Genomic DNA, 21,929 nt, shown 5'->3' with positions numbered 1-21,929 from the left:
ACAAGAGGGATGACCGAGTCTTGAAGAACCGACAGGGAGCAGCAGGTACCCGGCGAAGCTGGAAGTGAGCTGCACTAGCGTGCTTCATTCTCGTATGGGAGATAGACTCTGGACTCAGAGTGCACCACCTGAGAATCGACTGCAAGACTATGGGTTTCCATTCATCGACCGGACGGCATCCAGGAGAACGCCCAAGATATGCCGACCAAAAATCACCCTGACCCCCGCGAGGCAGCTCAGCGAGAAGCCACTGATGCGGTCGTGGGCGCCCTGGAGTTGCCTGCACGATCACTTGTGCCGGAACGAGGACTGCGGACACAGGTGATCATGGCGACCGGGTCCGGGAAGACCCGGGTGGCGGTCCGCAGCGCGGAGGAGCTCCAGGCAGATCGGGTGCTGGTGCTCGTACCCTCACTGGACCTGCTCGCCCAGACCGAAACCGCGTGGCGCGAGGCGGGCCGCCGGGGGCCGATGATCGGGGTGTCCTCGCTGCGGGGCGAGGAGGCGAGCTTCCCCAACACCACGGACGTGGACGAGCTGGTGGAGTGGACGCGGGGCCTGGACAAGGTGACCGTGTACGCCACCTACGCCAGTCTCGGTCTGGGCACACTGGAGCGGGCACACACTGCGGGTATGGCGGCATGGGACCTGATCGTCGTGGACGAAGCCCACCGCACGTCGGGACGGATCGGCAAGCCCTGGGCGGTCGTACACGACAATCGGAAGATCCCCTCCCTGCGCCGCCTGTACATGACGGCCACTCCCCGGCTGTGGCAGCTCGAGGACGAAGACAGCCCAGCGGGCGCGCCTGGTGAGCTGGTCGCAAGCATGGACGACGACCCCGAGGGCCCCTTCGGCAGCCGCTGCTTTACGCTGACGCTCTCGGAAGCCATCGACCGAGGAATCTGTGCCCCCTACCAGGTCGTCTGTGTCGACGTCACCGACACCGCGCTCCAGGCCGCGCAGCTCCTGGGCGCCGAAAGCCGCTCGGATCAAGTGCGCGGAGCGCGGCTCGCCGCTCTGCAGACCGCCCTGGTGAAGGCGTCGGCGGAGGAGAACTTCCGGCGTACGCTCGTCTTCCACCACGTCGTGAAGGAGGCTGAGGCGTTCGCGGCCGGCCTCCCCGACGTCGCCACCCGGCTGCACGCCAGCGATCCGGAGCTGTACCCGAAGACGATCTGGGCCAACTGGCTGTGCGGCGACCACAAACCGCTCCACCGCCGTCGGCTGCTCAAGGAGTTCGCCGCCGGGACCGCCACGAACGGCACCGTCGTGGACAAGTGCTTCCTGAGCTCGGTGAAAGTCCTGGGTGAAGGCGTCGACACCAAAGACTGCGACTCCGTGTACTGGGCCGACGTACGCGGCTCCATGCCGGACCTCGTCCAGGCCGTGGGCCGGGCGCTGCGGATGCAACCGGGCGAGGGAAAAATGGCCTCGCTCGTGGTGCCGGTGCTGCTCGGACCGGGCGAGACAGCCGACAACATGCTCACGAGCCGGGCGTTCGGCGGCCTGGCCAAGCTGCTGGAGGCACTACGAGCACACGACACGCGGATCATCGAGCAGCTCGCCGAGCAACAGGCGCAAAGTCGTGTAAGAGGCGTTCAGAGCCGGTCATGGAACCAAGAGAACGAGGCTGCTGAAGGTGAGCGAAATGATCGGCTGTCGGTTCCGGCTCGGGAGCTGTTGAAGTTCTCCACGCCCCGCGACCCGGCCGCCCTCGCCGCGTTCATCAACCTGCGCGTCCTCAACCCCGAACACGAACACTGGCGACGCGGCGTGGAGGCCGCCGTCATCTACAACCGGCAGCACGGCGACCTCCGCGTGCCGTTCACTTTCCGGGTGCCCGCCATGGAAGACCAGGAGGCGGAAGGCAAAGGGTGGCCCGACTCGCTGGCCGGGTTCCCGCTCGGGCAGTGGACCGCCGACGCCCGCCGGTTCTACGCCCGCGGTGACATGGACGAGGACCGCATCACGCAGCTGGACAAGCTCGGCATGATCTGGTCGCACTTCGACGTCGCCTGGGAAGAAGGGCTGTCCGCCGCCCGCGGGTGGGCCGCCGAACACGGCCACCTCCTGGCCCCCCTGGACGCCACCTACCAGGGATACCGGGTGGGCATCTGGCTGAAGAACGCCCGCGCCGCCGCCCGCAAGGCCACCCAGAACGAGCAGCGGCGTGCCGAGGGGCTGCCGGTCCAGTCGTCGGCCGGGGCGCTGTCGGACGAGCGACGTGAACAGCTGGAGGAAATCGACGCGTCCTGGTGCCCGAACTGGCCGGTCACCTGGCAGCGGTCCTTCCACCTGGTCCGGATGCACCTGAACGCCGGTGAGGCGCTACCGACCGAGGCGGGCGACGTCGTGCGCCAGGGCGAGGACCTCGGACGGTGGGTGCAGTCGGCGCGGTACGGGTGGGACCAGCTCACCACCGTGCAGCAGTGGATGTGCGAGCGCATCCTCGGGATCGAACCCGCCAGCGAAGACGAAAAGCCGGCCCCGCGCCGCACCCAGGCCGACACGTGGGCCATGAACTACCAGGCCGCCAAACACTTCTACGAACGCGAAGGCCACCTCCACGTGCCGAGAAAGCACATCGAACGGATCACCGGCGGCGAGAACCAGAAGGAACGAGAGCTCCGGCTCGGGGCCTGGATCGGGAACCAGCGCAGCCGGGCCTCGACCCTGACACCGGAACGGATAGAGCAGCTCTCCGCCATCGGCATGCGATGGACATAGCCACGGCGGTCCCGGTCGCAGGGGTGCCAAGCAGGCTGTGCCGTCCGCTCTCAGAAGGGCGGTTCATCGCTGACGCCGGCCTGACCGGCCGCAAGATCATCATCGACACTTACGGCGGCATGGCCCGCCACGGCGGCGGCGCCTTCTCCTGTCGACGCATTTAGGTTCTCTGCGGCGCAGCGTGCACCGCCTCCGACCTGTCGTCGCCTTGCCAGGGCTCCGACCGAACGGCGACATGGTTCGGGCCGCACCGCCCGGATCACCAGGACGGGCGTACGAGGTCCGGGGTCAGGGCAGCCAGGTCGGGGGCGCCGAGTAGGGCGAGTGCCAGTTCGGTCTCCCGGTGCAGGGCGCTCAGGGCTGCGGTGACCCCCTCGGCGCCACCCACGGCCAGGCCCCAGACGTAGGGACGTCCGATCGCCACGGCGTCCGCGCCGAGCGCCAGCGCCTTCACCACGTCGGTGCCCCGGCGGATGCCGCCGTCGATGAGGACCGGAACCCGGCCTGCCACGGCCTCGGCGACGGCGGGCAGGGTGACGAGCGGCGCGATCGCGGTGTCCAGGTTGCGGCCCCCGTGGTTGGACATCCAGACGCCGATTCCGGTCTCCGCGGCCCGGCGGGCGTCGTCGGGGCGCACGATCCCCTTGGCCAGGACCGGCAGCCCGGAGACCGAGCGCAGCCATTCGAGGTCGGACCAGCCGACGGCGGGGTCGATCCGCGGGTCGTGGATGCCGCGGTGCGCGGAGTCGGCCGCGTTCGGTCCCAGTTCCGCGGCGCGGCCGGCCAGATTGGCGGGCATGCCGTGCGAGGGGAGGGCGAATCCGTTGCGCAGGTCCCTCTCCCGAAGACCGGTCACGGGGGTGTCGACGGTGACGACGCAGGCGGTGGCGCCGGCCGCACGGGCCCGGAGCACCAGGTCCTCGGTGAGGGCCCGGTCCCTCTGCACGTAGAGCTGGAACCACCACGGTCCGGTGGCGGCGGCGCCGATCTCCTCCAGCGTCAGCGTGGAGAAGGTGCTCACCGTGGTGAGGGTTCCCGTGGCGGCGGCGCCCCGCACGGTCGCCGCTTCCGCGTCGGGGTGGAACAGGCCGTGCGAAGCGGTCGGCGCGAGCAGGACAGGGGCGGGGAGTTCCGTGCCGTAGAGGGTGCGGCGGGTGTCCACGCCCGCGGTGCCGGTGAGGACCCGGGGCAGCAGAGCCAGCCGCTCGTACGCCTCGGCGTTCCAGCGCACGGTCCGCTCGTCCGCCGCACCGCCCTGCAGGTAGTCGTAGGCAGGGGCGGGCAGCACGTCGCGGGCCGCGTCGTGGAAGTCGGCCAGGATGATGCGCCGGGAATGCGGCGGGGTGGCGGGGCGCGGCGGCGAGGTCGTCACAGTGCCCCCTGGTCGGCGGCGTGCACACGCAGGTGGAAGGTGAGGCGGTTGATCGCCTCTCGGGCGGCGGCCAGCGCCTCGTCGGCGCTCGGCGCGATCGCGCGGGCGTGGGCGACCCGCGACGCGGAGGATTCCAGGGTGCCGACGGCGGCGTCCGGCGGGACCAGCAGTTCCACTTCGGTCACCCCGGGTATCGCCCGGGCCTCGTCCACCCCCGTGATCTCGGCGAGCACTCCGGGGGCGGGCAGCGCGGCGAACCAGATCGCCGAACTGCGGGGGGTGCGCGGTGCGGCGAGGGTGGCGCGGATGCCGGGCAGGACCGTCTCGCCGAGGGTGTGGCGGATGAGGCAGTCGGCGATGTCGACGCCGGTCACGTCGTGGGCGAGGGCCGGGATCTCGTCGCCGCCCATGCGGACGTGCGTCTCGATCAGCTGCGGTCCGCTCTCGCCGAGGACGACTTCGGTGTGGGTGGCGCCGGACCTGATGCCGAGGGCGTCGAGGATCCGTTCCACGTAGTCGTGGACCTGCTTCTCCTGGGCGGGGGTCAGCGGTGCGGGGCTGACGTGGCCCAGTTCGACGAAGTTCAGCGGGTCGGAGTACTTGCGGGTGATCGCGACGATCTGGTGGTCGCCGTCCTCGGAGAACGCCTCGACGCTGAACTGCGGGCCCTCGTGGAACTGTTCCACCAGGACCGGTGTGCCGTCGGCGTCCCCGAGTCCGCCGCCGGCCCGTGCGAATGCGTCGGCGGCCTCCTCGGCGTCACGGGCCAGGGTGATGCCCTTGCTGAAGGAGCCGTTGCTCGGTTTCACGATGCAGGGGGTGTCGTGCGCGGCGAGGAACGCCCGCAGTTCCTCCACGTCGAAGACCTGTGCGCAGGCCGTGGTGTCGATGCCGGCTTCGCGCAGCCGGGCCCGCATTGCGTGTTTGTCGTAGACCAGAGCAGTGGTCCGCGGGGCGTGCGCGGCGAGGCCCAGCGCTCGGCCGACGAGTGCGCATTTGTCCTGGTCCCGCTCGCCGAAGGCCACGATCCGGGTGAACGGGTGCCGGGCGTGGACGGCCTCGGCGAACGCGATCCATTCGTCGTCCGGCGCATCGGGGCTCACTCCGATGACGCGGGTGTGTTCCGTCGTCTCACGGAGTTTGGAGAGGTAGTCCAGCCGGCAGATGACGGTGGTGCGGGTGCCGGCCCGGGCGCGGCGCAGCCGGGTGGGCAGGTCTCGGCCGCTGCCGATGACCAGGACGTGCTCGGACATGAAGGTCGACCTCGCTGGGAGTAGGCGTACGGCGGTGGTCAGAGATGGGTGAGCCAGCCGTGGGGATCGGCCGTCCGGCCGTGGACCACGTCCTGGAACGCCTGGCGCAGTCGCCGCGTGACCGGTCCGCTGCCCGCTTCGGTGACGGGGCGGTCGTCGACCGAGGCGACGGGGACGATCTCGGCGGCGGTACCGGTGAGGAACGCTTCGTCGGCGACGTACAGCTCGCTGCGGGTCAGGCTCTGCTCCCTCACCTCGTGGCCGAGGTCGCGGGCGAGGGTGATGACGGTGTCCCTGGTGATGCCGGGCAGGATGTTGTCGCTGACCGGCGGGGTGGTGATCACTCCGTCGCGCACCGCGAAGACGTTGGCGGCGGACGCCTCGGCCACGTGGCCGCCGGGGGTGAGCATGAGGGCGTCGTCGTAGCCCGCACGGATCGCGGCGACCTTGGCGAGCGCGGAGTTGACGTACGCGCCGGTGGCCTTAGCCAGTGGCGGCACCGCGTGCACGCCGTTGCGCTGCCAGCTGCTGACCATCAGCCGGCAGCCCTCCTGCTCGGCCTTCTCCCCCAGGTACGAGCCCCAGGGCCAGGCCGCGATGGCGACCCTGGCGCTGTCCAGGCGCGGAGCGACGCCCATGGTGCCGTATTCGAGGTAGACGAGGGGGCGCAGGTAACCGCTCTCCAGGCCGGTGCGGCGCAGCAGTTCGAGGCACGCCTCGGTGAGTTCGTCGACGCTGTGGCCGGGGTCCATGAGGTAGACGCGCGCCGAGTCGTGCAACCGCTGGAGGTGTTCGCGCAACCGGAAGACGGCCGGGCCCCGCTCCGTCGGGTAGGCGCGGATGCCTTCGTAGACGCCCCATCCGTAGTGCAGGCTGGGGGTGAGGACGTGTACCTGTGCCTGGTCCCAGGGGACGAACTTGCCGTCCATCCAGATGTCGCTGGTGGGCGTGAGCTTCATCGTGCGGCTCCGTAAACGGTGGATGAGGGCGGGAGGGTACGGGAGGGGACCGGGGTGGCCGGGCTGCCGACATGCTCCAGCCGGCGTTCGACGCTGCGGGACTGGAGGTCCAGCACCTCGTGGAAGACTTCGGCGTCCGGCCCGTGGAAGGCGAACCAGCCCCAGCGGGGGCGCAGCGCGCAGCCGCGCTGGAATTTGGCCTCGTAGGTGGCGAGTCCGTAGTGGATGCGGCGGATGCCGTTCTCCAGCGCCCAGCGGGTGGTCTCGTGGTAGGTGAGGGCGAGGTAGCAGCCGGAGGCCTCGGGGGCGAAGCCCACGGTGCGCAGGAAGAGGGCGTCGCCCGCCCTGAGGTACAGCGCGAAACCGAGCACGCGGTCCTCGTGGACCGCGCCGAGGACGACGCACGACTCGCCGATCTCCTCGCGCAGGGCGTCGAAGTCGCGGCGGACGCGCTCGTGTCCGCCGGGCAGTCCGTACTTCGCCCGGTGGGCCACCTGGAGGGCGGTCACCGTGTCGTCGAGGGCTTCCGGGCCGGTGGTGGCCACGGTGCGGAAGCCGCTGTTCTCGTAGGCGGTGACCTCTTTGCGCAGTCCTCTTCGGCGGCGGCTGCTGAGCCCGGCCACGTACTGCTCCCAGTCGTCGGCGCTCAACTCGTGCACGGCGTCGGCGCCGAGGAGCGTCGCGTGGTAGCCGGCCCGGGTGGCGGCGGCGTCCACCCCCTCCGCCTCGGGCTCACCCACGTAGAGCAACGCCGTGCTGCGGCAGCCGAGTTGGTCCGAGATCTGCTGAAGGAGGGCGGGGAGCACCGCCATCACCGACCGGCGCTGCTCCGGGGAGCGCCCGTGGGTGTGGGCCACGCCGTGATGGTTGCCGAAGGTGGCGAGGGCCAGGGAGGGGTAGTGGTCGGTGCGGCCCTCGGGCAGGGATGCCGTGAGGCGGTCCCACTGTTCGCGCTCGGCTTCGTCGAGGAGTTCGGGCTCGGCCATGGGTGAGGCGGTGCCTGCCAGCCTCGGGGCGTCGTAGAAGAGCAGCCCGCCGGGCTTGCGGGTGACGAGCAGCGTGGCCAGGGCCACCGGCCGGTCCTCTTCGAGCACTTCCAGGCAGTGCGTCTCGTGGAGGTCGGTCCGCGCGGTGAAGCGCAGCCAGCGGGCGTCGTCCCAGATCAGGTCGGGGCCGCCCTGCCCGGTGCCGTCGTGGTCTGCCGGGTGGTGGCCGGGCGGGAGCAGCCGGGCCGTGAACGAACCGTGGTGCGCGGTGCCCGCCGTCGTGGTCATCGCGCCCCTCCTTCGGTGCGGCCCGAGGTGACGGGGACCGGCGCGGGCGGGTCGGTGTCGTCCCAGCCGAACCCCGCGCCGACCAGTTGTGCGGTGGCGTCGAGTCTGCTGTCCAGGACGGCGGGGTCGGGGTCGGTGATCACCCAGGTGGCGAGGAAGTCGCCGGACTTGCGCAGCCGGTAGCGCTCCCCGCTCCAGTCGTCGCCGATCCGGGTGTTGAGGACGAAGTCCGTCGTGCCGGGCGGCGGTTCGGGCAGCCGTAGGACCCGGCCGTGCTTCGGCGGGATGCCGCAGAAGGCGGCGCGGGGGGCGGTGCGCGCGTGGTTCCGTACGGCGTCAAGCGCGACGGGCAGCCCGCACTCGACGCGGGCCCACAGCTCTCGTGGGTCGGTGCCGAGGATGTGGCGGAGCATGGCGGGGATCGGTCCGCCGCCGATCCGGGCGGCCACTTCGCACAGCACGATCCGGCCGCTGTCGGTGACGAAGAACTCCGCGTGCGCGCAGAGGGTGTCCGGCGAGGGCAGCGCGTCGATCAGCCGCCACGTCTCTTGGACCAGGCGCTCGTGGAGCGGATCGGCGGGGTCGAGGTTGCGCGAGCCGAGCGGGGCGTCCTCCCAGTGGGTCAGGCACCCGGCGCCGGTGTACCGGGAGGCGACGGCCGCGATGGGCTCACCCTCGGCCCGGAAGACGTCCACGTGGTGCAGGGTGCCGTCGATGAACTCCTCGACCTCGTACGAGCCGCCCGCCACCTGCTCGGCGAGTGCGTCCGCCTGGCCGGGTGCGTCGAGCACGTGCACGCCCGTCGATCCGGAGCCGCTCCTCGGCTTGACCACGGCCCGGCCGGGGTGGGCGACCATGAAGTCCGTGATGTCGCCCACGGTCGCGACGGGCGCGAAGGCGGGGACGGGCAGGCCCGCGGCGCTCGCGTACTGCTTCATCAGGACCTTGTCGCGGTACGCGGCGGCCGCGGTGCTGTCGAGGCCGGGCAGGGCCAGCTCGCGGCGGAGCAGGGCGGCGCGCTCGACGTCGGCCTCGGCCAGTGCCAGTACGGCACGGGGACGGTGTCTGCGGGCGGCCTCACGGGCGGCGGTGAGCACGGCGTCGTCGTCGGTGTAGTCGGGGACGGTGACGACCTCCGTGAAACCCTCGCCGACGGGGGCGCCGTCGGCGGTGACCGCGACGAGCCTGCCCGCCTCCTCCGGCAGCCACCGGGCGAACGGGAGCCCTGCCTGGCGGGGGCTGATCAGGACGAGGATCACGCGGACGCCTCCTCGGTCCCGGGGAGGCCGAGCCCCGCGGCGAGCTTGTCCAGGGCGGAGGCGGTGCCCGCGTCCAGGGGGATGCCGTGGGTCTCCCGGTGCCGCTCGTGGGCGCGTTGCGGGTCACCGGGAGCCAGCACGGGCCGGTCCGTCGCGGCGGTCGCGGTGCGCACCGTGGTCAGCAGATCCGTCAGCCCGGTGGCGAAGCTGTCCGCGCCGGTGAACGCGGCCGGGTCGAGGGCGAGTACGAGATGTCCGATGCCGCGGCTCGCTCCGGCGCCGCCCTCACCGACCTGGGAGAGTCGCCAGTCGGGTGCGGTGCCGGTGAGTACGGCGCCGAGCAGGGTGACGGCCATGGCCAGGCCCTGCCCCTTGTATCCGCCCAGCGGCGAGAGCGCGTACGCCTCCTCGGGGTGCGTGGTGGGCCGCCCCGCGCTGTCGGTGGCCCAGCCGTCGTCCAGGCCGCGGCCTTCGGCCCTGCGCTGCTTCACCTCGCCGAAGCAGACCTGGCTGGTGGCCATGTCCAGGGCGAATTCCTCGTCGCCGCCGCCCGCGGCGACGCTGATGGGGTTGGTGCCGAACAGCGGCTCGACGCCCCCGTACGGTGCCACCCGGGAGGCGGCCGAGGTGACGGCGATGCCCACCAGGCCCGTTCGGGCCAGGGTGCGCGTGTAGACCGACGCGGCCCCGAAGTGGTTGGAGTTGCGCACGCCGACGGCGGCCACCCCGTACCGGGCGGCCCGCTCCCCCGCGAGCCGTGCGGCCGTCAGTCCGGCGAGGACGCCGAGCGAGCCGTCGGCGTCCAGGAGCAGTCCGGCGCCCCTGTCCCGCACGACGGTCGGTTCCGCCGCCGCGCGGGCCACTCCGGTGGACAGCTCGGTGAGGTATTGCGGGAGCAGGCGCAGGCCGTGCGTGTCGATGCCGCGCAGCGAGGTGGTGACCAGTGAGTCGGCCACCTGGTCGGCCCGCTCCGGGGGCAGGTCCGCCGCGATGAGTGCCTCGCGGGCGAGGTCTCGTGCCTGTCGGGGGTGGATGGTGCGGCCCGTGGCGGGCGGCGCGGGCTCGGCTCGGGGTGTCCCGGCCGGGGCTTCGGTGGTCAACGGGTGCTCCTGTGCACGAAGTGATGGGGGCCGGCCCCCGGCAGGTCGAGGGGCGGGCCGAGGACGTCGAAACGGTGCTTGCGGTAGAAGCCGAGGGCCGCGTCGGGGACGTGGCCCCAGACCGTTTCGGCGCCGTCCAGGGCAGCGACGGTCAGGGCGGTGCGTAGGAGCGCACCGCCCGCACCCGTGCCGCGGGCCTCGTCGAGGGTGGCCATGCCGTACAGGCGTCGGGCGCGGCCGGGGCGCGGGTCCGGCAGGTCGTGGCCGGCCGGTGGGTCCTCGGCGTAAAGGGAGGCGGCGCCCACCTCGCGGCCCTGGAACAGCGCCGCGAGGTGCCGGGTAGCGGGGTGTTCGTCCTGCGGGTGGCCGGCGCTCGGTGTGGCCGGTGCGGAGCCCGGCACCTGACGGCGTACGAGGTGCGCACGCCCGGCCGGGACGTGGTGCACGTACCAGCCGTGGGCCGTGGCGTCCGGGAGGTATCCGGAGCCCGCGCGGTCGGGCAGCGCGACGTGGCCGGTGGCGTCGAGGCTGAGCCCGTGTCCGGTGTCCACCGCGAGCAGGTCGACCACGTCGACGTCGAGGTGGTCGACCAGACCGCCGAGGTGGGCGGTGGCGGAGACGCCCGCGGCGGACTCGGGCATGCAGCCGAGCATGGTGATCAGGCCGCGTTCCCGTGCGGCCCGCAGCATGGCCAGGGCGGGGGTGAGGCCGCCCGCCTTCATCGGCTTGACGTTGATGCCGTGGAAGGCGTCCGCGCAGGCGTCCAGGTCGGCCGGGGAGGTGATGCTCTCGTCGGCGATGACGGGGACCGGGCTGATCTCCTTGAGGCTGCGGGCGTCGTCCCAGGCCGCGCGGGGGTAGGGCTGTTCGATCAGCCGCACCCCCAGGTCGTGCAGGTGGGGCAGGGCGGGGACGAGGCGGTCCGGGTCCCAGCCGCAGTTGCCGTCGATGAGGAAGGGTGCGTCGGTCTGGCGGCGCAGTTCGCGCAGGATGCTGAGGTCGCCGGGGTCCGCGAGCTTGACCTTGTACGCGCACCAGCCCGGCCGCTCGCGCAGCTTCCCGGCCATCGCCTCGGGGGTGTCGAGGCCGATGCTGTAACTGGAGCGCAGGTTCCGCGGCCGGTCCAGGCCCAGGGACTTCCACAGCGGGACGCCGAGCAGGCGGGCCCGCAGGTCGTGGAGGGACGAGTCGAGTGCCGCGAGCACGAACGGGGAGTCGGGCAGCTCGGCGGCCAGCCGCCGCCAGATGGTGTCGGCGTCGCCGTCCGGCCCGCAGACGTCGAGTGTGGCCAGCAGGGGCGCCGTTCGCCGCAGGTCGGCGTGCATCTGCTCCAGGCCGGAGTTGTAGTGGTCCGTCATGAAGCGGGACGCTTCGCCGTAGCCGGACACACCGTCCTGCTCCGCCTCGACGATGAGCGTGCGGGTGATCGGTATGGCCTCCCGCGCGGAGCGCCACAGGTGACGTTGGGTCAGGCTGGCCTCGTGCGCGGTGACCCTCACCGGCCACCCGCCCGTGCGGGCCGGGAGGCTTCGGGGTCGGGTTGCCCGGGGAACCAGGAGCCCAGCGCGGGGCGGAGATCGTCGAACCACTCCGCCTTCGGGTCGTACCGTGCGAAGAACTGCCGCCCCACGAGCCGGGCGTCACGGGCCTGGAGCAGCCGCAGCGAGAAGACCCGCTCCCCGGCGACGGTGGTCACCGAGTCCAGCAGAACCTTCCCCGGCGAGGCCGACATCACCGGGCCCCGGGCGGAGCGGGCCAGCCCGGAGACGCCGCGGATGGCGTTGTTGTAGATGTCCAGCGCCTCGGCGAGCGGCACACCGAAGTAGCTGCGGGCGCCGGTGTCCCGCTCGACGAACATGTAGTACGGCACCACGCCCAGCTCCACGAGCTGCTGCCACATCCGCGACCAGGCGTCCGCGCGGTCGTTGACGTGAGCGATCAGCGGTGCCTGGGCGCGGATCACCGCACCGGTCGACCGCAGACGGGCGACGGCCTCCCGCACCACCGGGGTCTCCAGCTCCCTCGGGTGGGAGAAGTGCGCCATCACGGCGACGTGCCGGCCGGCCGCGACACAGCGTTCGAGCAGCCGCAGCAGATCGTCCGCGTCGGCGTCGCCGGTGAAGCGGGCCGGCCAGTAGGAGAGCGCCTTGGTCCCGAAGCGCAGCGTGCGCACGCTCTCCATGGCCGGGTCGAGCAGCGGCTCGATCCAGCGCTTCAGCACCGCGGTCTTCATGATCATGGGGTCGCCGCCGGTGAAGAGGACGTCGGTGACCTCGCGGTGGTTCGCCAGGTAGCCGGTGAGGTCCTCGGGCGAGCGCAGCGCCTGCCGGAGTTCGGCCACGCCGACGAACTGGGCCCAGCGGAAGCAGTATCCGCAGTACGCGTGGCAGGTCTGGCCCTGTGAGGGGAAGACAAGCAGGGTCTCGTCGTACTTGTGCTGGAGCCCGTCGAGCCTGCGTCCGTCCAGTGTCGGCACGTTGGCCTCGAGCTGGTCGCCGGGGTGGGGGTTGAGCAGTTCCTGGGCGTCGGCGGCGGCCTTGCGCAGGACGTCGCGCGGCGCCTCGCTGTCGTGGAGGGCCGCGATGTTCTCGAAGACGTCCGGCGGGAGCATGTCGCGGTGCGGGAAGGTGAGCCGGAAGATCGGGTCGTCGGGCGCCGCCGACCAGTCGATGAGCTGGTCGGCGACGTACTCGTTCACCTTGAAGGGCAGGACGGAGGAGACGACCCGCAGGTCGCGCAGGTACTCCTCGGACATCCCGCGGTCGCGGGCGAGCGCCGCCAGGCGTTCGTGGGAGTAGGTCTTCACACGGAATCCTCATGGGTCCTCGGTGGCGGGGTGCCCGCCACCGGTCGCGTGCCAGGGCAGCGTCAGTGGGCGATGTGGGAGCGGGACCAATCGAAGTCCACCTGGTCGGCCACGCCCATCTGCTCCACCAGCTTGTGCAGTCCGGTGTAGTCGCGGACCAGCCGCGCACGGCCCGCGTCCGCCTGGCAGTCCGCGAGCATCTCGTGCCCGCCGTCGATGCCGGCGAGGTCGACGATCCGGTGCCAGGTCGAGTAGTCGTTGGCCACGAAGGCGTCGAGACCCTGCATCAGCATGTCCAGGAAGTACCTGCGCTGGCGGGCGTCGAGGTGGTGGTAGACCATCTCGGCGAGCACGTGAGAGATGGATGCGTGACAGTACTCGTCGCGGTTGTGCAGCTTCGCGGTCGTGCTGTTGATCGGCTGGATCGTCGTGTCCTCGGCGAGCAGGTCGAGGTACGCGTTGATGGAGATCTCCGAGACCGTCGCGAAGGCCAGCGTGGTCAGGGACTTCTCCCAGCGCTCTCCCGCCCGGTCCCGCAGTTCCTGGTGGACGCGCGCGGTGTGGGAGAGCGGCAGCGCGTTGTCCGGCATGGCGTGCCCCCGCTGCCTGCGGGTCACCGCGCTCGCGTTGAGGTGCATGAGCGTGTGGTACTGCTCATCGACCATCGCCTGGGCCAGCGACAGGTTGAGCGCCTCCCCGGTGAGGCCCGGGTACTCCCCCTCCATGACCAGCGCGAACGCGGGGTTGGCCACCTTCTGCTCGGCCATGACGGTGTGCCGGTTGTACGCGATCCATGCCCAGCTCAGCAGTTCGGCCCGCTTCTGCGGGTCCAGACCGCGGAAGGTGGGGTGGTCACGGAAGGGCAGGATCCGCTCGGGGTAGTCCGCGCGTGACAGGTCGAAGAGTTCGTCGAGGTCGGGCTCCTCCCGCTTGACGGTGGCACGGCGGTGCCAGTTGCCGACGAGTCGGCGGATCACCGCGTTCTCCACCGGGTCGTTCGGGTCGAAGGTCGGGATGCCCTCGGGGAGCGGGGGGCCCGGGGTCTCCCGCCCGACCGCGTCGTCGGGGCCGCCTTCAAGGATCGGGGTGTCGCTGTTCATCACATTCCTCACGGGGAGCGGTGCCGACCGGCACCGCGGGGGGTCGGGGGGCGCCGCCTTCCGGCGGCGCCGGTGGCCCACGGCCGGGCTCAGGACTCCTGGAGCCAGTAGCGCGTGAGGTGGCGTCGCGCGTCGCTGTAGGAGGAGCGGGCGTGCAGCATCCGCTGGTTGTCCCAGACGAGGATCGAGTCCTCCGGAATGAGGACGGACACCTTGTGGTCCCGGAAGAACGCCTCGGCCCGCACGGCCAGTTCGCGTCCCAGGGAGCCCAACGGCAGCTCGTCGGCGGGTACGTCGGCGTCGACCGGGGGGTCGTAGTGGCCGGCCGTCAGCAGGTTGTAGCTGAACCGGACGATGTCACGGCCCTCGGGAGTGCTCTCCACCACGGGGCGGCGCACTCCGGCGGTGCCGGTGCCACCGGTGTTGTGGCCCACCCAGTCGATGGCTTCGCCGTGTACCGTCCGGCGCTCCTCCTCGCTGAGGGAGGCGATGAAGGCGTACGCGTCGGCGAGTTCGGTCTGTCCGCTGCCGCACCGGGCCTGGACCCGGCAGTGGAGAGCGAGGTAGCGGGGCGGCGGGTTCCAGCCGGGTGCCTCGGTGTGCACGAGGATGGTGTTGGTGCTCTTGGAGTAGCGCCGGTCCTCGAAGCCGGGGGCGGCCTTCACCTGATAGCGCAACTGCCCGTCGTACTGCGGTATGAGGGCGCCGAGATCCTGTAGGGCCGCGGCGGCCTGTTCGTCGGTGGTGATGCCGTCGAGCAGGATGTAGCCCTGGTCGAGGAGTTCCTGGGTGCGCGGGGTGATGGCAGTCGTCATGGTCTGTGCTGCTCCATGTCAGTTCCTGGGATGGGGAGGCACGGGCCGGGCGCGGCGGCGCGCGAAGCCCCCGCCGCGCCGGGGGCGGGCTCCACTGGAGAATGGATGTGCGGCGCACGGCCGAGGGGGCGTGCCCGGCGAACACGTCCCGAGGCGCCGCGGGTGCCGGGCGGCTCGGCGCCGGCCGGGGGAAGGCCTCTGCGGAGCCGGGGACGCGGCGGTACGTCACCGTGATCGGCGTGGGCCGGTGCCCGTGCGCGCCTCTCGCTCATGCGGGGTGTCGCGGTAGCGGGCCGGGGCGTGGTCGCATACGACAAGGGGCGCCGTGCTCACCCGGCCCGCGGGGCGGGGGTGGAGGGAGCGCCAGGGCTCAACTGCCCCAGGTCACATCGGCGCTGTGCATCACGTCCGGGGTGAGCTGGGACAGGTCGCCCGCCGGCACGATGGCGGCGGACGTGTTTTCGGAACGTACCTGGGCGAAGGCCTGAGCACTGTCCGGGGAGACCGCCTGAGCCATGAGGAGGGCGCCGAGCGCGATGCAGGCGGCTGCGACGGTCCTGAAAGTCGGGGTGAGTCTCACGGAACGACCTTTCGGTGAATTGCGTTCTGCTTTTTCGCGAACTTCCGGCATCTGCTCGGAGTGCTTGTGGCTCTCCCCGCCTCGCCGGTGCCCCTACTCTGGCAACTCGCCGTCCTCTTCGGAAGGGGGATCCGGTGGACGAAACATGTTGTGTCCTATCCCGTCCACGGGTGACGGGGACGCCATGCGGTCCCAGAACTCCGGAATCAGCACCACCCCGCAGGACGCCATCCGGAAGGGCGCCAAGGGGAAATGCGCGGCGAGTGATCGCGAACACAGGGCCGCGGCCCTCAGTTCCGCGACGGCCAGGCTCGGCGCGGTCAGGAAGAGGCCGACCACGGGCCCGCCGGGCCCGTCCGGGTCCACGCTGACGTGCTCCAGGCCGTCTCCCGGCTCGGCGCAGGAGGTCACGGCAGCCCTCGTCCCCCTCGGCAGCGGCACATCAGCGGGCCCGTCCAGACGGACATGCACGAGATACATGGATCCCCCTTCCCCATCATGCTTGTTCCTGTGCTCGGCCGACGGCGGTCCCGGCCGCGAACGGCCCCGCGCACCCGCCGGTCGCCCGCAGGCCCGGGCAGCAGCCCTCGCGTTCACCCGACGGCGGGCGGCCAGGTCCGTACCGGCGCGGACCGCGACGTCAGCGCAGGTGAGGCGCGTGTTCCTCACAGAGCGGCCCAGTTCACCGGCAGTTGACACCGCCCGCGGCCCCACCGGGCGCCCTCTACAGGCGGCCGCGGCCGAGCACCCACGCTGGCCATTTCCGCTTCCGGGACCGGGGCGGGCCGGCCACGACGACACCCAGGCCGTCCGTCATCCGACGCACTATTGATACACCACCCGCAAAGCCGCGATGCCCTTTTCCCGGGCCGCCGTCGGATTGGTTCCGCCCGGGCCCGTCCGCCCTCGACAAGCTCTGTTCCGCAGCGGGCGCCGAGAGTTCATTCCTTCAAGTTTCACCCACCTGCCCAAATATGCCCGTTCTGCCCCGCTCCATGGCTGGCCGATGAATGCAGTGGCCGATAGCGTCCAGGCCGAAAGGGTTGATGGGGGCCGCTCCCCGATCGCATCGTGTTCTGAGCGTGCGACGCCACGAATTCCATGGAGAACCGGAAATTGAGGGCGAGTCGATGCCCTCACCCTGTACCGATTTCCTTTACTCGACTCGTAATTTTCGCAGCCCGAAGAGAGCTGAACGACCGGCGGAGACGTAGCCTCTATGACGAATGCCTTGACCTCGGCGGCGCCCGTCCGCCCATCGCCCCTGGCGTTCCGCGTCTTCCTCGGCGGACAGAGCGTCTCACTGATCGGCGACGGCCTCGCGATCCTCGCGATTCCCCTGCTCGTCCTCGAGGTCAGCGGATCCCCGTACGCGGCGGTGCTGGCCGCCATCCCGCGCACCGTCGGCTATTTGCTGGTCGGCCTGCCCGCCGGTGCGCTGGTGGACCGGCTGAACCCCCGCAGCGTCATGCTGACCATGGACGTCGTGCGGTTCGGGGTCTTCCTCTCCCTCGCCGTACTCGCGGCCACCTCGCAGCTCGCCGTCCCGGTGATCCTCGCCCTCGCGTTCGTCTCGGCGGGGGCCGGCGTGTTCTTCGAGACCGCGCTGACCGTGGCGGTGCGGGACCTGGTCGAGGAGGAACGCCTGGTCCGTACGAACTCGCTCCTGGAGGCCGCGAATCAGAGCGCGCAGATCGTCGGCCCGGGGCTGGTCGGCGTACTGTCGGCACTCTGGGGCCTCCAGGTCGCCCTCCTCGTCAACGCCTGCACCTTCGCGGTGTCCTTCGTTTCCGTCCTGCACGTGCTGCGCGGCAGGGACCGGGCGGGCCGGACCCCCTCCCCGCCGCTGCGTGAAGCCCTACGCGGGGTGCGGGGCGACCTGGTCGAGGGCTTCCGCTGTCTGCGGTCCCTGCGTGTCGTGCTCGTGGTGACCTGCTTGCAGGCGAGCGCCAATCTCTTCCTCGCCGTCGGCTACCTCCTGGTCTTCTACCTGCGCGACACCCTCCACCTCGGCGCCTCCGAGGCGAGTGCCGTCGTCGCGGCAGGCGGCGTGGGCGGGGTGCTCGGCACCGCGGTGGCCCTCCGGCTCGGCCGCAGGATGCGGCACGAGACCCTCATCGCACTCAGCGCGGCCTGCCTGGGGACCACCCTGGCGTCCCTGGGAGTGGCGACCTCCCTGGTCCCGCTGCTGGTGCTGAATCTGCTGCTCGGGGGTTCCACAGTGACAGCGGTGGTACTCATCCGCACGCTGCGCCAACGCCTGGTGCCACGCGCCCTGTTGGGCCGGGTCACCGCCACGGCCAAGGTGGCCGCGCTGGCGGCGAGCCCGGTCGGAGCCCTCGCGGGCGGTGCGCTCACCACGCTCAATCAAGGTGATCCCCGCCCGGTGTTCCTGGCAGCCGGTCTCCTCAGCGTCCTGACGACCGCGGCCGCCTGGGCACTGGGTCTGCGGGCCGGGTCACACCCTCCGTCCGGTACGGAGCAGGGGCCCGCCGCGCCCGGGACGTCCGCCACACCCGTACCGGAGGCCGACGGGGCCACCAAGGCGCCCTGACCGACGGCGTCACCTCACACTCCCCCGCTACAGGCGCCCCCGGGGCGGCGGTCCCCGAGACCGTCACCCCGAAGCTCCTGTTCCCCGCCGCCCGTGACGCCCCGTTCGCCCCCTGCCCTACCGGCCGAGGGCTCGGCACCACCCCACCCGAGCGCGCGGTGCCTGCCGAAGGCCAAGCCGTCGTAAAGAATGCGCCCTTCGCGGGCAGGCTTGATTACCGGCCCCGCGCCTGGCACGACATCACGGGCAAGAGGGGGCCGGAGTCGTTGCGCCCGCGGCCCGCGAAGTCGTCGCGGGCCGTCGACGGTTCGGCATCCGTCATGGTCAGCCCGGCCCTCCACGGCGTCGGACAGAACCAGTACGTCCCGGACGACCTGTCTGCCGGACGGCGGGAGCCGCCTGCACCGGGCCGGTCCTGCACAGTGGCGGCCGGGTTCGGCAGACCCGTACGGATGGTTCGTGGGCCGAAAGACGACCTTGACAAGATCACTCACGCATCGGAAGTTCATTCCATGCAGCATGCACACACCAGAAGTCGTCACACCGTGTCCGGAGGACCACCCAGAGGCTGATGGCCCGGTTGCCCCGACCGTCGCGGAGACCACCGCGCCTTCCTCCCCCACGCCTTGCCGGACACGTTCACCGATCGGGAGACACACCTCATGCTGGCCGCACTCGGACTCGACACGGACACCGAACGCGTCTACCGCGCCATGCTGGACCATCGTGACGACGGGATATCCGCACTGTCCCAGCGACTCGCACTGCCGGAGGACCGGCTGCGCAACTGCCTCGACCAGCTCCACTCCCTCGCACTCGTCCGACCGTCCGCCAAGGCCGACAGCGCCTTTCGGGTACTGGGCCCGGAGCAGGCCATGAAGCTGCTGCTCGCCCGCCAGCAGGCCGAACTCGCCGCCCACCAGGAGCGTCTGGAGACCGCGAGGGTCGCGGCCGCACAACTCGTCGCGGAGTGCGCCTCCCTGCACAGACCCTCGGCCGGCTTCCACGCCGAGGAGCTGACCGGCGCGGAGGAGATACGCGACCGGCTCGCCCGACTCGCCTCCGACGTCCGCCACGAGATCATGACCCTGGCTCCGGGCGGCGCCCATGCGGAGAGCGATCTGGAGGCCAGCCGTAAGCCGAACGCGACCCTGCTGGACCGCGGTGTCACCGTACGGACCATCTACCTCGACAGCATCCGCAACCACCAGCCCACGCTTCGGCACGTCCAGTGGCTCCACGAGCGCGGCGGCCACGTCCGCACCGCTCCCAGCCTGCCGATCCGCATGATCATCGCGGACCGGACCGAGGCCGTCCTCCCCCTGGACCCCACGGACGCGAGCTTCGGCGCCGTGGTCCTCACGGGGAAGGGCGTCATCACGGCCCTGTGCGAGCTGTTCGACAGCACCTGGCAGGCCGCGAAGCCCTTGGTGCCGATGGTGGAACGGGACACCGACGGCCTCACCCCGCAGCACCGCGAGGCCCTTCGGCTGCTCGCCCAGGGGCTGAAGGACGATGCGGTCGCCAAGCGCCTCGGCGTCTCCACTCGCACCGCCCGCCGCTTCGCGGCCGAACTCATGGACGCACTCCAGGCACGCAGCCGCTTTGAGGCGGGCGTCCACGCGGTCCAGAACGGCTGGCTTCCCGCGCACCGCACCTGACGGGCCCGGCGGCGGGCGCGCCACCGCTCGGGTGCCGGACATCGGCCGAGGGACGACCTCGACCCGAGTCACCGCGCCTCCTCCAGCCCTCGTCAACAGCCTTCACCGCACAAGAAGTTCGGCCAAGCGGGCAAGGATGGCGTCGATCTCGTCCGGCGTGAGGGGTACGAGTTCGAACAGCAGCTCCTCCGCTTCCCGCCGGCCGGGCAGGGCCCAGATCGGCGGTGACCCCGCTCGCAGTGCTTCGTCCAGAGCGGCCGAGTCCAGGGCCGACACGGCGGGATCCACCACCAGCCGGGCGCGAGCGAAGGGCAGGCCGGTCGGGTCGGGGACGGACGACGCGGTGATGCCCCGGACAGCGCCCGCCCGCTCGACGAAGTCCGCCACCTTGTCCGCCTGCTGCTGCCGCCACACCGCCATGTCCAGCCCCTGACGCGCCTCGAGCGCGGCGAGGACGCCGACCACCGCCTCCTTGCTCGCCTTCATCGCGCGGCCGATGCCCCGTTCCTGCGCCCGCACCGCCGCCACCGGACCGGCTCGGCCCACCACCAGACCCGCGGTCGGGGAACCCAGGTACTTCTGGCCACTGATGGCCACCAAGTCCGCTCCGGTGGCGAGCAGTTCACCGACCCTGAAGTCCTGCGCGGCACCATCGACGACGACGGGAACCCCGCGACGATGAGCGACCGTCACGGCGTCGGCCAGCTCGGCACCGGCCCCGCGCACGAGACGGGACGACACCAGCAGCAGGCACGCGACGTCCTGTCGCGCGAGGCCCGTCTCCAGATCCTCCAGCGTGAACCCGGCCTCCGTCCCCACGGGAACCGGGACCGCGCCCGCCAGCCGGACGGCCTGCACGATGGGGTGTCCGTAGTTGACCGCGTGTCCCGTCGGAAGGACGACTGCGCCGGGCATACCGGTCGTGTCCGGCAGCGCCTCGACGTGCTCCGGGGACTCCCCCGTCATCGCGGCGGCGACCGCGAGGGTGATCGCCGAGGCCGTGCAGTGCACGACGGTCCCCGCCTCCGCCCCGGTGAACCGAGCGAGGGCCCGGTCGGCCGCTTCTTGCAGTTCGTCCATCACGAAGAACTCCGACAGCGCCGCGGCGACCGCGGCGCCGACACCGTCCCCACTGCGTGAGACACCGAGGGGCGTGTAGGGCCCCCGTGCGTTGATGATCCGGCTGAGCCCGTATGCGGTGTGCAGTCCCATGGGTGCATCCTGCCCTCCCTGGGGCGATGTCCACGGCGACCTGCGTCGCGCTGGCCTCCTTCCAGCTCCCTGCGGGCGTTGCCGGAGTCAAAGGTGGCCGATGGCGCCGTCGAAGTGGTCTCCGAGGGCCACTGGAAGTTGTTTAGTGCCTAAGTGCCGTCCTGAGGCCGACATGACAGAACACCGGTTGTGACTGGTCGGCGAACGGCTCGTTGGGTCGGCATGAGGAACGACACCGCTCGGACGGTCAGCAGGCTGGCACTGGGCTAGGTTCTGTCGTCAAATGTCACGCCCACATCAGGAGCGATGCCAAGGTGACGGCTGCTTCGTAGGACCGGGCGGTCTTGTCGTAGCGGGTAGCGATACCGCGCCACTGCTTGAGGCGGTTGAAGCACCGTTCCACGACGTTGCGGTGCTTGTAGACCTCACGGTCGAAGCCCGGCGGGCGGCCTCCGCGGCTGCCGCGCCGGGCCCGGTTGCGGGCCTGGTCGGCCCGTTCGGGAATCGTGTGCGGTATGCCCTGGCGGCGGAGCCAGGTGCGGATCACCCTCGAGCTGTAGCCCTTGTCGCCCAGGACGTGATCGGGCCGGGTGCGGGGCCGCCCCGGTCCGATTCGGGGCACCCGGATCGCTTCCATCACGGCGGTGAACCGGGTGCAGTCGTTGATGTTGCCACCGGTGACGACGAAACCGAGCGGACGGCCCCTGCCGTCACAGGCCAGGTGAACCTTGCTGGTCAGCCCACCTCGGGAACGGCCAAGGGCCGGGTCGCGGAGCCCCCTTTTCGAGCTCCGGCCGCATGCTGGTGAGCCCGGACGACCGTGGAATCGACTGACACCAGCCACTCGATGTCGCCCGCCGCGTCCGCCTTCGCCTGGGCGGCCTGCAGCATCCGGTCGAACGTGCCGTCCGCCGCCCACCTGCGGAAACGGGTGTGCAGCGTGGCCCACGGACCGTAACGCTCGGGCACGTCCCGCCAGGCTGTGCCGGTGCGGAACTTCCACACGATCCCGTTCAGGATCCTGCGGTCGTCCAGCCTCTTGCGCCCCCGCAACGACTCGGGCAGCAGCGGCCGGACAAACTCCCACTCAGCATCGGACAGTTCATGACGACGTATCACAACACCATGATCCGCCAGCGGTGATCATTTGAAGACACTGCCTAGTACTGCAACGGTGCTTGCCGTGACTGCTGGCCAGTTCGTTCGTTGGTGTGGTTATGGGTGGGGACCTTGCTGGTGTCAGGTTGTGGGCGG

Annotated in this window: 15 protein-coding genes and 2 pseudogenes; 4 read left to right on the top strand and 13 right to left on the bottom strand. The window is 71.3% G+C overall.

Going from position 1 to position 21,929, the window contains the following annotated elements:
• Positions 1-198 precede the first annotated feature (198 nt).
• Together ABZ385_RS32915 and ABZ385_RS32910 are read left to right on the top strand one after the other, a co-directional pair.
• The gene (locus ABZ385_RS32915) at positions 199-2,730 is read left to right on the top strand and encodes a Helicase associated domain protein (RefSeq protein WP_358914166.1); all 2,532 of its coding nucleotides are present in this window, start codon (positions 199-201) and stop codon (positions 2,728-2,730) included.
• Positions 2,731-2,795: 65 nt separating this feature from the next.
• Positions 2,796-2,879: pseudogene (locus tag ABZ385_RS32910) on the top strand (methionine adenosyltransferase domain-containing protein); the annotation flags it as partial.
• Between the two features lie 110 nt (positions 2,880-2,989).
• Here ABZ385_RS32910 and ABZ385_RS32905 read toward each other — a convergent pair.
• The 11 genes from ABZ385_RS32905 to ABZ385_RS32855 form a co-directional block, all read right to left on the bottom strand.
• Complete coding sequence (locus ABZ385_RS32905; RefSeq protein ID WP_358914165.1) at positions 2,990-4,102, bottom strand: alpha-hydroxy acid oxidase; 1,113 nt, start codon at positions 4,100-4,102, stop codon at positions 2,990-2,992.
• Positions 4,099-5,355: an ATP-grasp domain-containing protein gene (locus ABZ385_RS32900; RefSeq protein ID WP_358914164.1), complete on the bottom strand. Its 1,257-nt coding sequence runs from the start codon at positions 5,353-5,355 to the stop codon at positions 4,099-4,101. Before ABZ385_RS32900 ends, ABZ385_RS32905 begins: the two co-directional genes overlap by 4 nt.
• Before the next feature lie 38 nt (positions 5,356-5,393).
• Positions 5,394-6,314 (bottom strand): branched-chain amino acid transaminase, encoded by a 921-nt coding sequence (locus ABZ385_RS32895; RefSeq protein ID WP_358697577.1) that lies wholly within the window; start codon positions 6,312-6,314, stop codon positions 5,394-5,396.
• Positions 6,311-7,588 carry a GNAT family N-acetyltransferase gene (locus ABZ385_RS32890; RefSeq protein WP_358914163.1) on the bottom strand — a complete coding sequence of 426 codons (1,278 nt, stop codon included), beginning with the start codon at positions 7,586-7,588 and terminating at the stop codon, positions 6,311-6,313. Before ABZ385_RS32890 ends, ABZ385_RS32895 begins: the two co-directional genes overlap by 4 nt.
• Positions 7,585-8,847 (bottom strand): hypothetical protein, encoded by a 1,263-nt coding sequence (locus tag ABZ385_RS32885; protein WP_358914162.1) that lies wholly within the window; start codon positions 8,845-8,847, stop codon positions 7,585-7,587. Before ABZ385_RS32885 ends, ABZ385_RS32890 begins: the two co-directional genes overlap by 4 nt.
• Complete coding sequence (locus tag ABZ385_RS32880) at positions 8,844-9,947, bottom strand: Ldh family oxidoreductase (protein WP_358914161.1); 1,104 nt, start codon at positions 9,945-9,947, stop codon at positions 8,844-8,846. Before ABZ385_RS32880 ends, ABZ385_RS32885 begins: the two co-directional genes overlap by 4 nt.
• On the bottom strand, positions 9,944-11,446 hold the full coding sequence (locus ABZ385_RS32875) for a GNAT family N-acetyltransferase (RefSeq protein WP_358914160.1): 1,503 nt from the start codon (positions 11,444-11,446) through the stop codon (positions 9,944-9,946). The genes ABZ385_RS32880 and ABZ385_RS32875 overlap by 4 nt, the downstream gene beginning before the upstream one ends.
• Positions 11,443-12,753 (bottom strand): lysine 2,3-aminomutase, encoded by a 1,311-nt coding sequence (locus ABZ385_RS32870; protein ID WP_358696118.1) that lies wholly within the window; start codon positions 12,751-12,753, stop codon positions 11,443-11,445. Before ABZ385_RS32870 ends, ABZ385_RS32875 begins: the two co-directional genes overlap by 4 nt.
• A gap of 62 nt (positions 12,754-12,815) precedes the next feature.
• Entirely contained in the window at positions 12,816-13,853 is a 1,038-nt protein-coding gene (locus tag ABZ385_RS32865) for a diiron oxygenase (protein WP_358696120.1), read from the bottom strand.
• A gap of 89 nt (positions 13,854-13,942) precedes the next feature.
• Positions 13,943-14,668 (bottom strand): TauD/TfdA family dioxygenase, encoded by a 726-nt coding sequence (locus ABZ385_RS32860; RefSeq protein WP_358914159.1) that lies wholly within the window; start codon positions 14,666-14,668, stop codon positions 13,943-13,945.
• Positions 14,669-15,038: 370 nt separating this feature from the next.
• Entirely contained in the window at positions 15,039-15,248 is a 210-nt protein-coding gene (locus ABZ385_RS32855) for a hypothetical protein (RefSeq protein ID WP_358914158.1), read from the bottom strand.
• Between the two features lie 1,219 nt (positions 15,249-16,467).
• On the opposite strand from ABZ385_RS32855, the gene ABZ385_RS32850 reads away from it, so the two are divergent.
• The gene (locus ABZ385_RS32850; protein WP_358914157.1) at positions 16,468-17,802 is read left to right on the top strand and encodes an MFS transporter; all 1,335 of its coding nucleotides are present in this window, start codon (positions 16,468-16,470) and stop codon (positions 17,800-17,802) included.
• 662 nt (positions 17,803-18,464) lie between these two features.
• Entirely contained in the window at positions 18,465-19,463 is a 999-nt protein-coding gene (locus tag ABZ385_RS32845) for a LuxR C-terminal-related transcriptional regulator (RefSeq protein WP_358914156.1), read from the top strand.
• Between the two features lie 102 nt (positions 19,464-19,565).
• On the opposite strand, the gene ABZ385_RS32840 is transcribed toward ABZ385_RS32845, so the two are convergent.
• Positions 19,566-20,675: an aminotransferase class V-fold PLP-dependent enzyme gene (locus tag ABZ385_RS32840; RefSeq protein WP_358914155.1), complete on the bottom strand. Its 1,110-nt coding sequence runs from the start codon at positions 20,673-20,675 to the stop codon at positions 19,566-19,568.
• A 286-nt stretch (positions 20,676-20,961) separates the two neighbouring features.
• Positions 20,962-21,791, bottom strand: a pseudogene (locus tag ABZ385_RS32835) (IS5 family transposase).
• Positions 21,792-21,929 lie beyond the last annotated feature (138 nt).

It is taken from the genome of Streptomyces sp. NPDC005898, from assembly GCF_040629635.1.
GTDB lineage: Bacteria > Actinomycetota > Actinomycetes > Streptomycetales > Streptomycetaceae > Streptomyces.
Note: the sequence above shows the minus strand (reverse complement) of the source record. Positions and strands in the feature narration are given on the sequence as shown.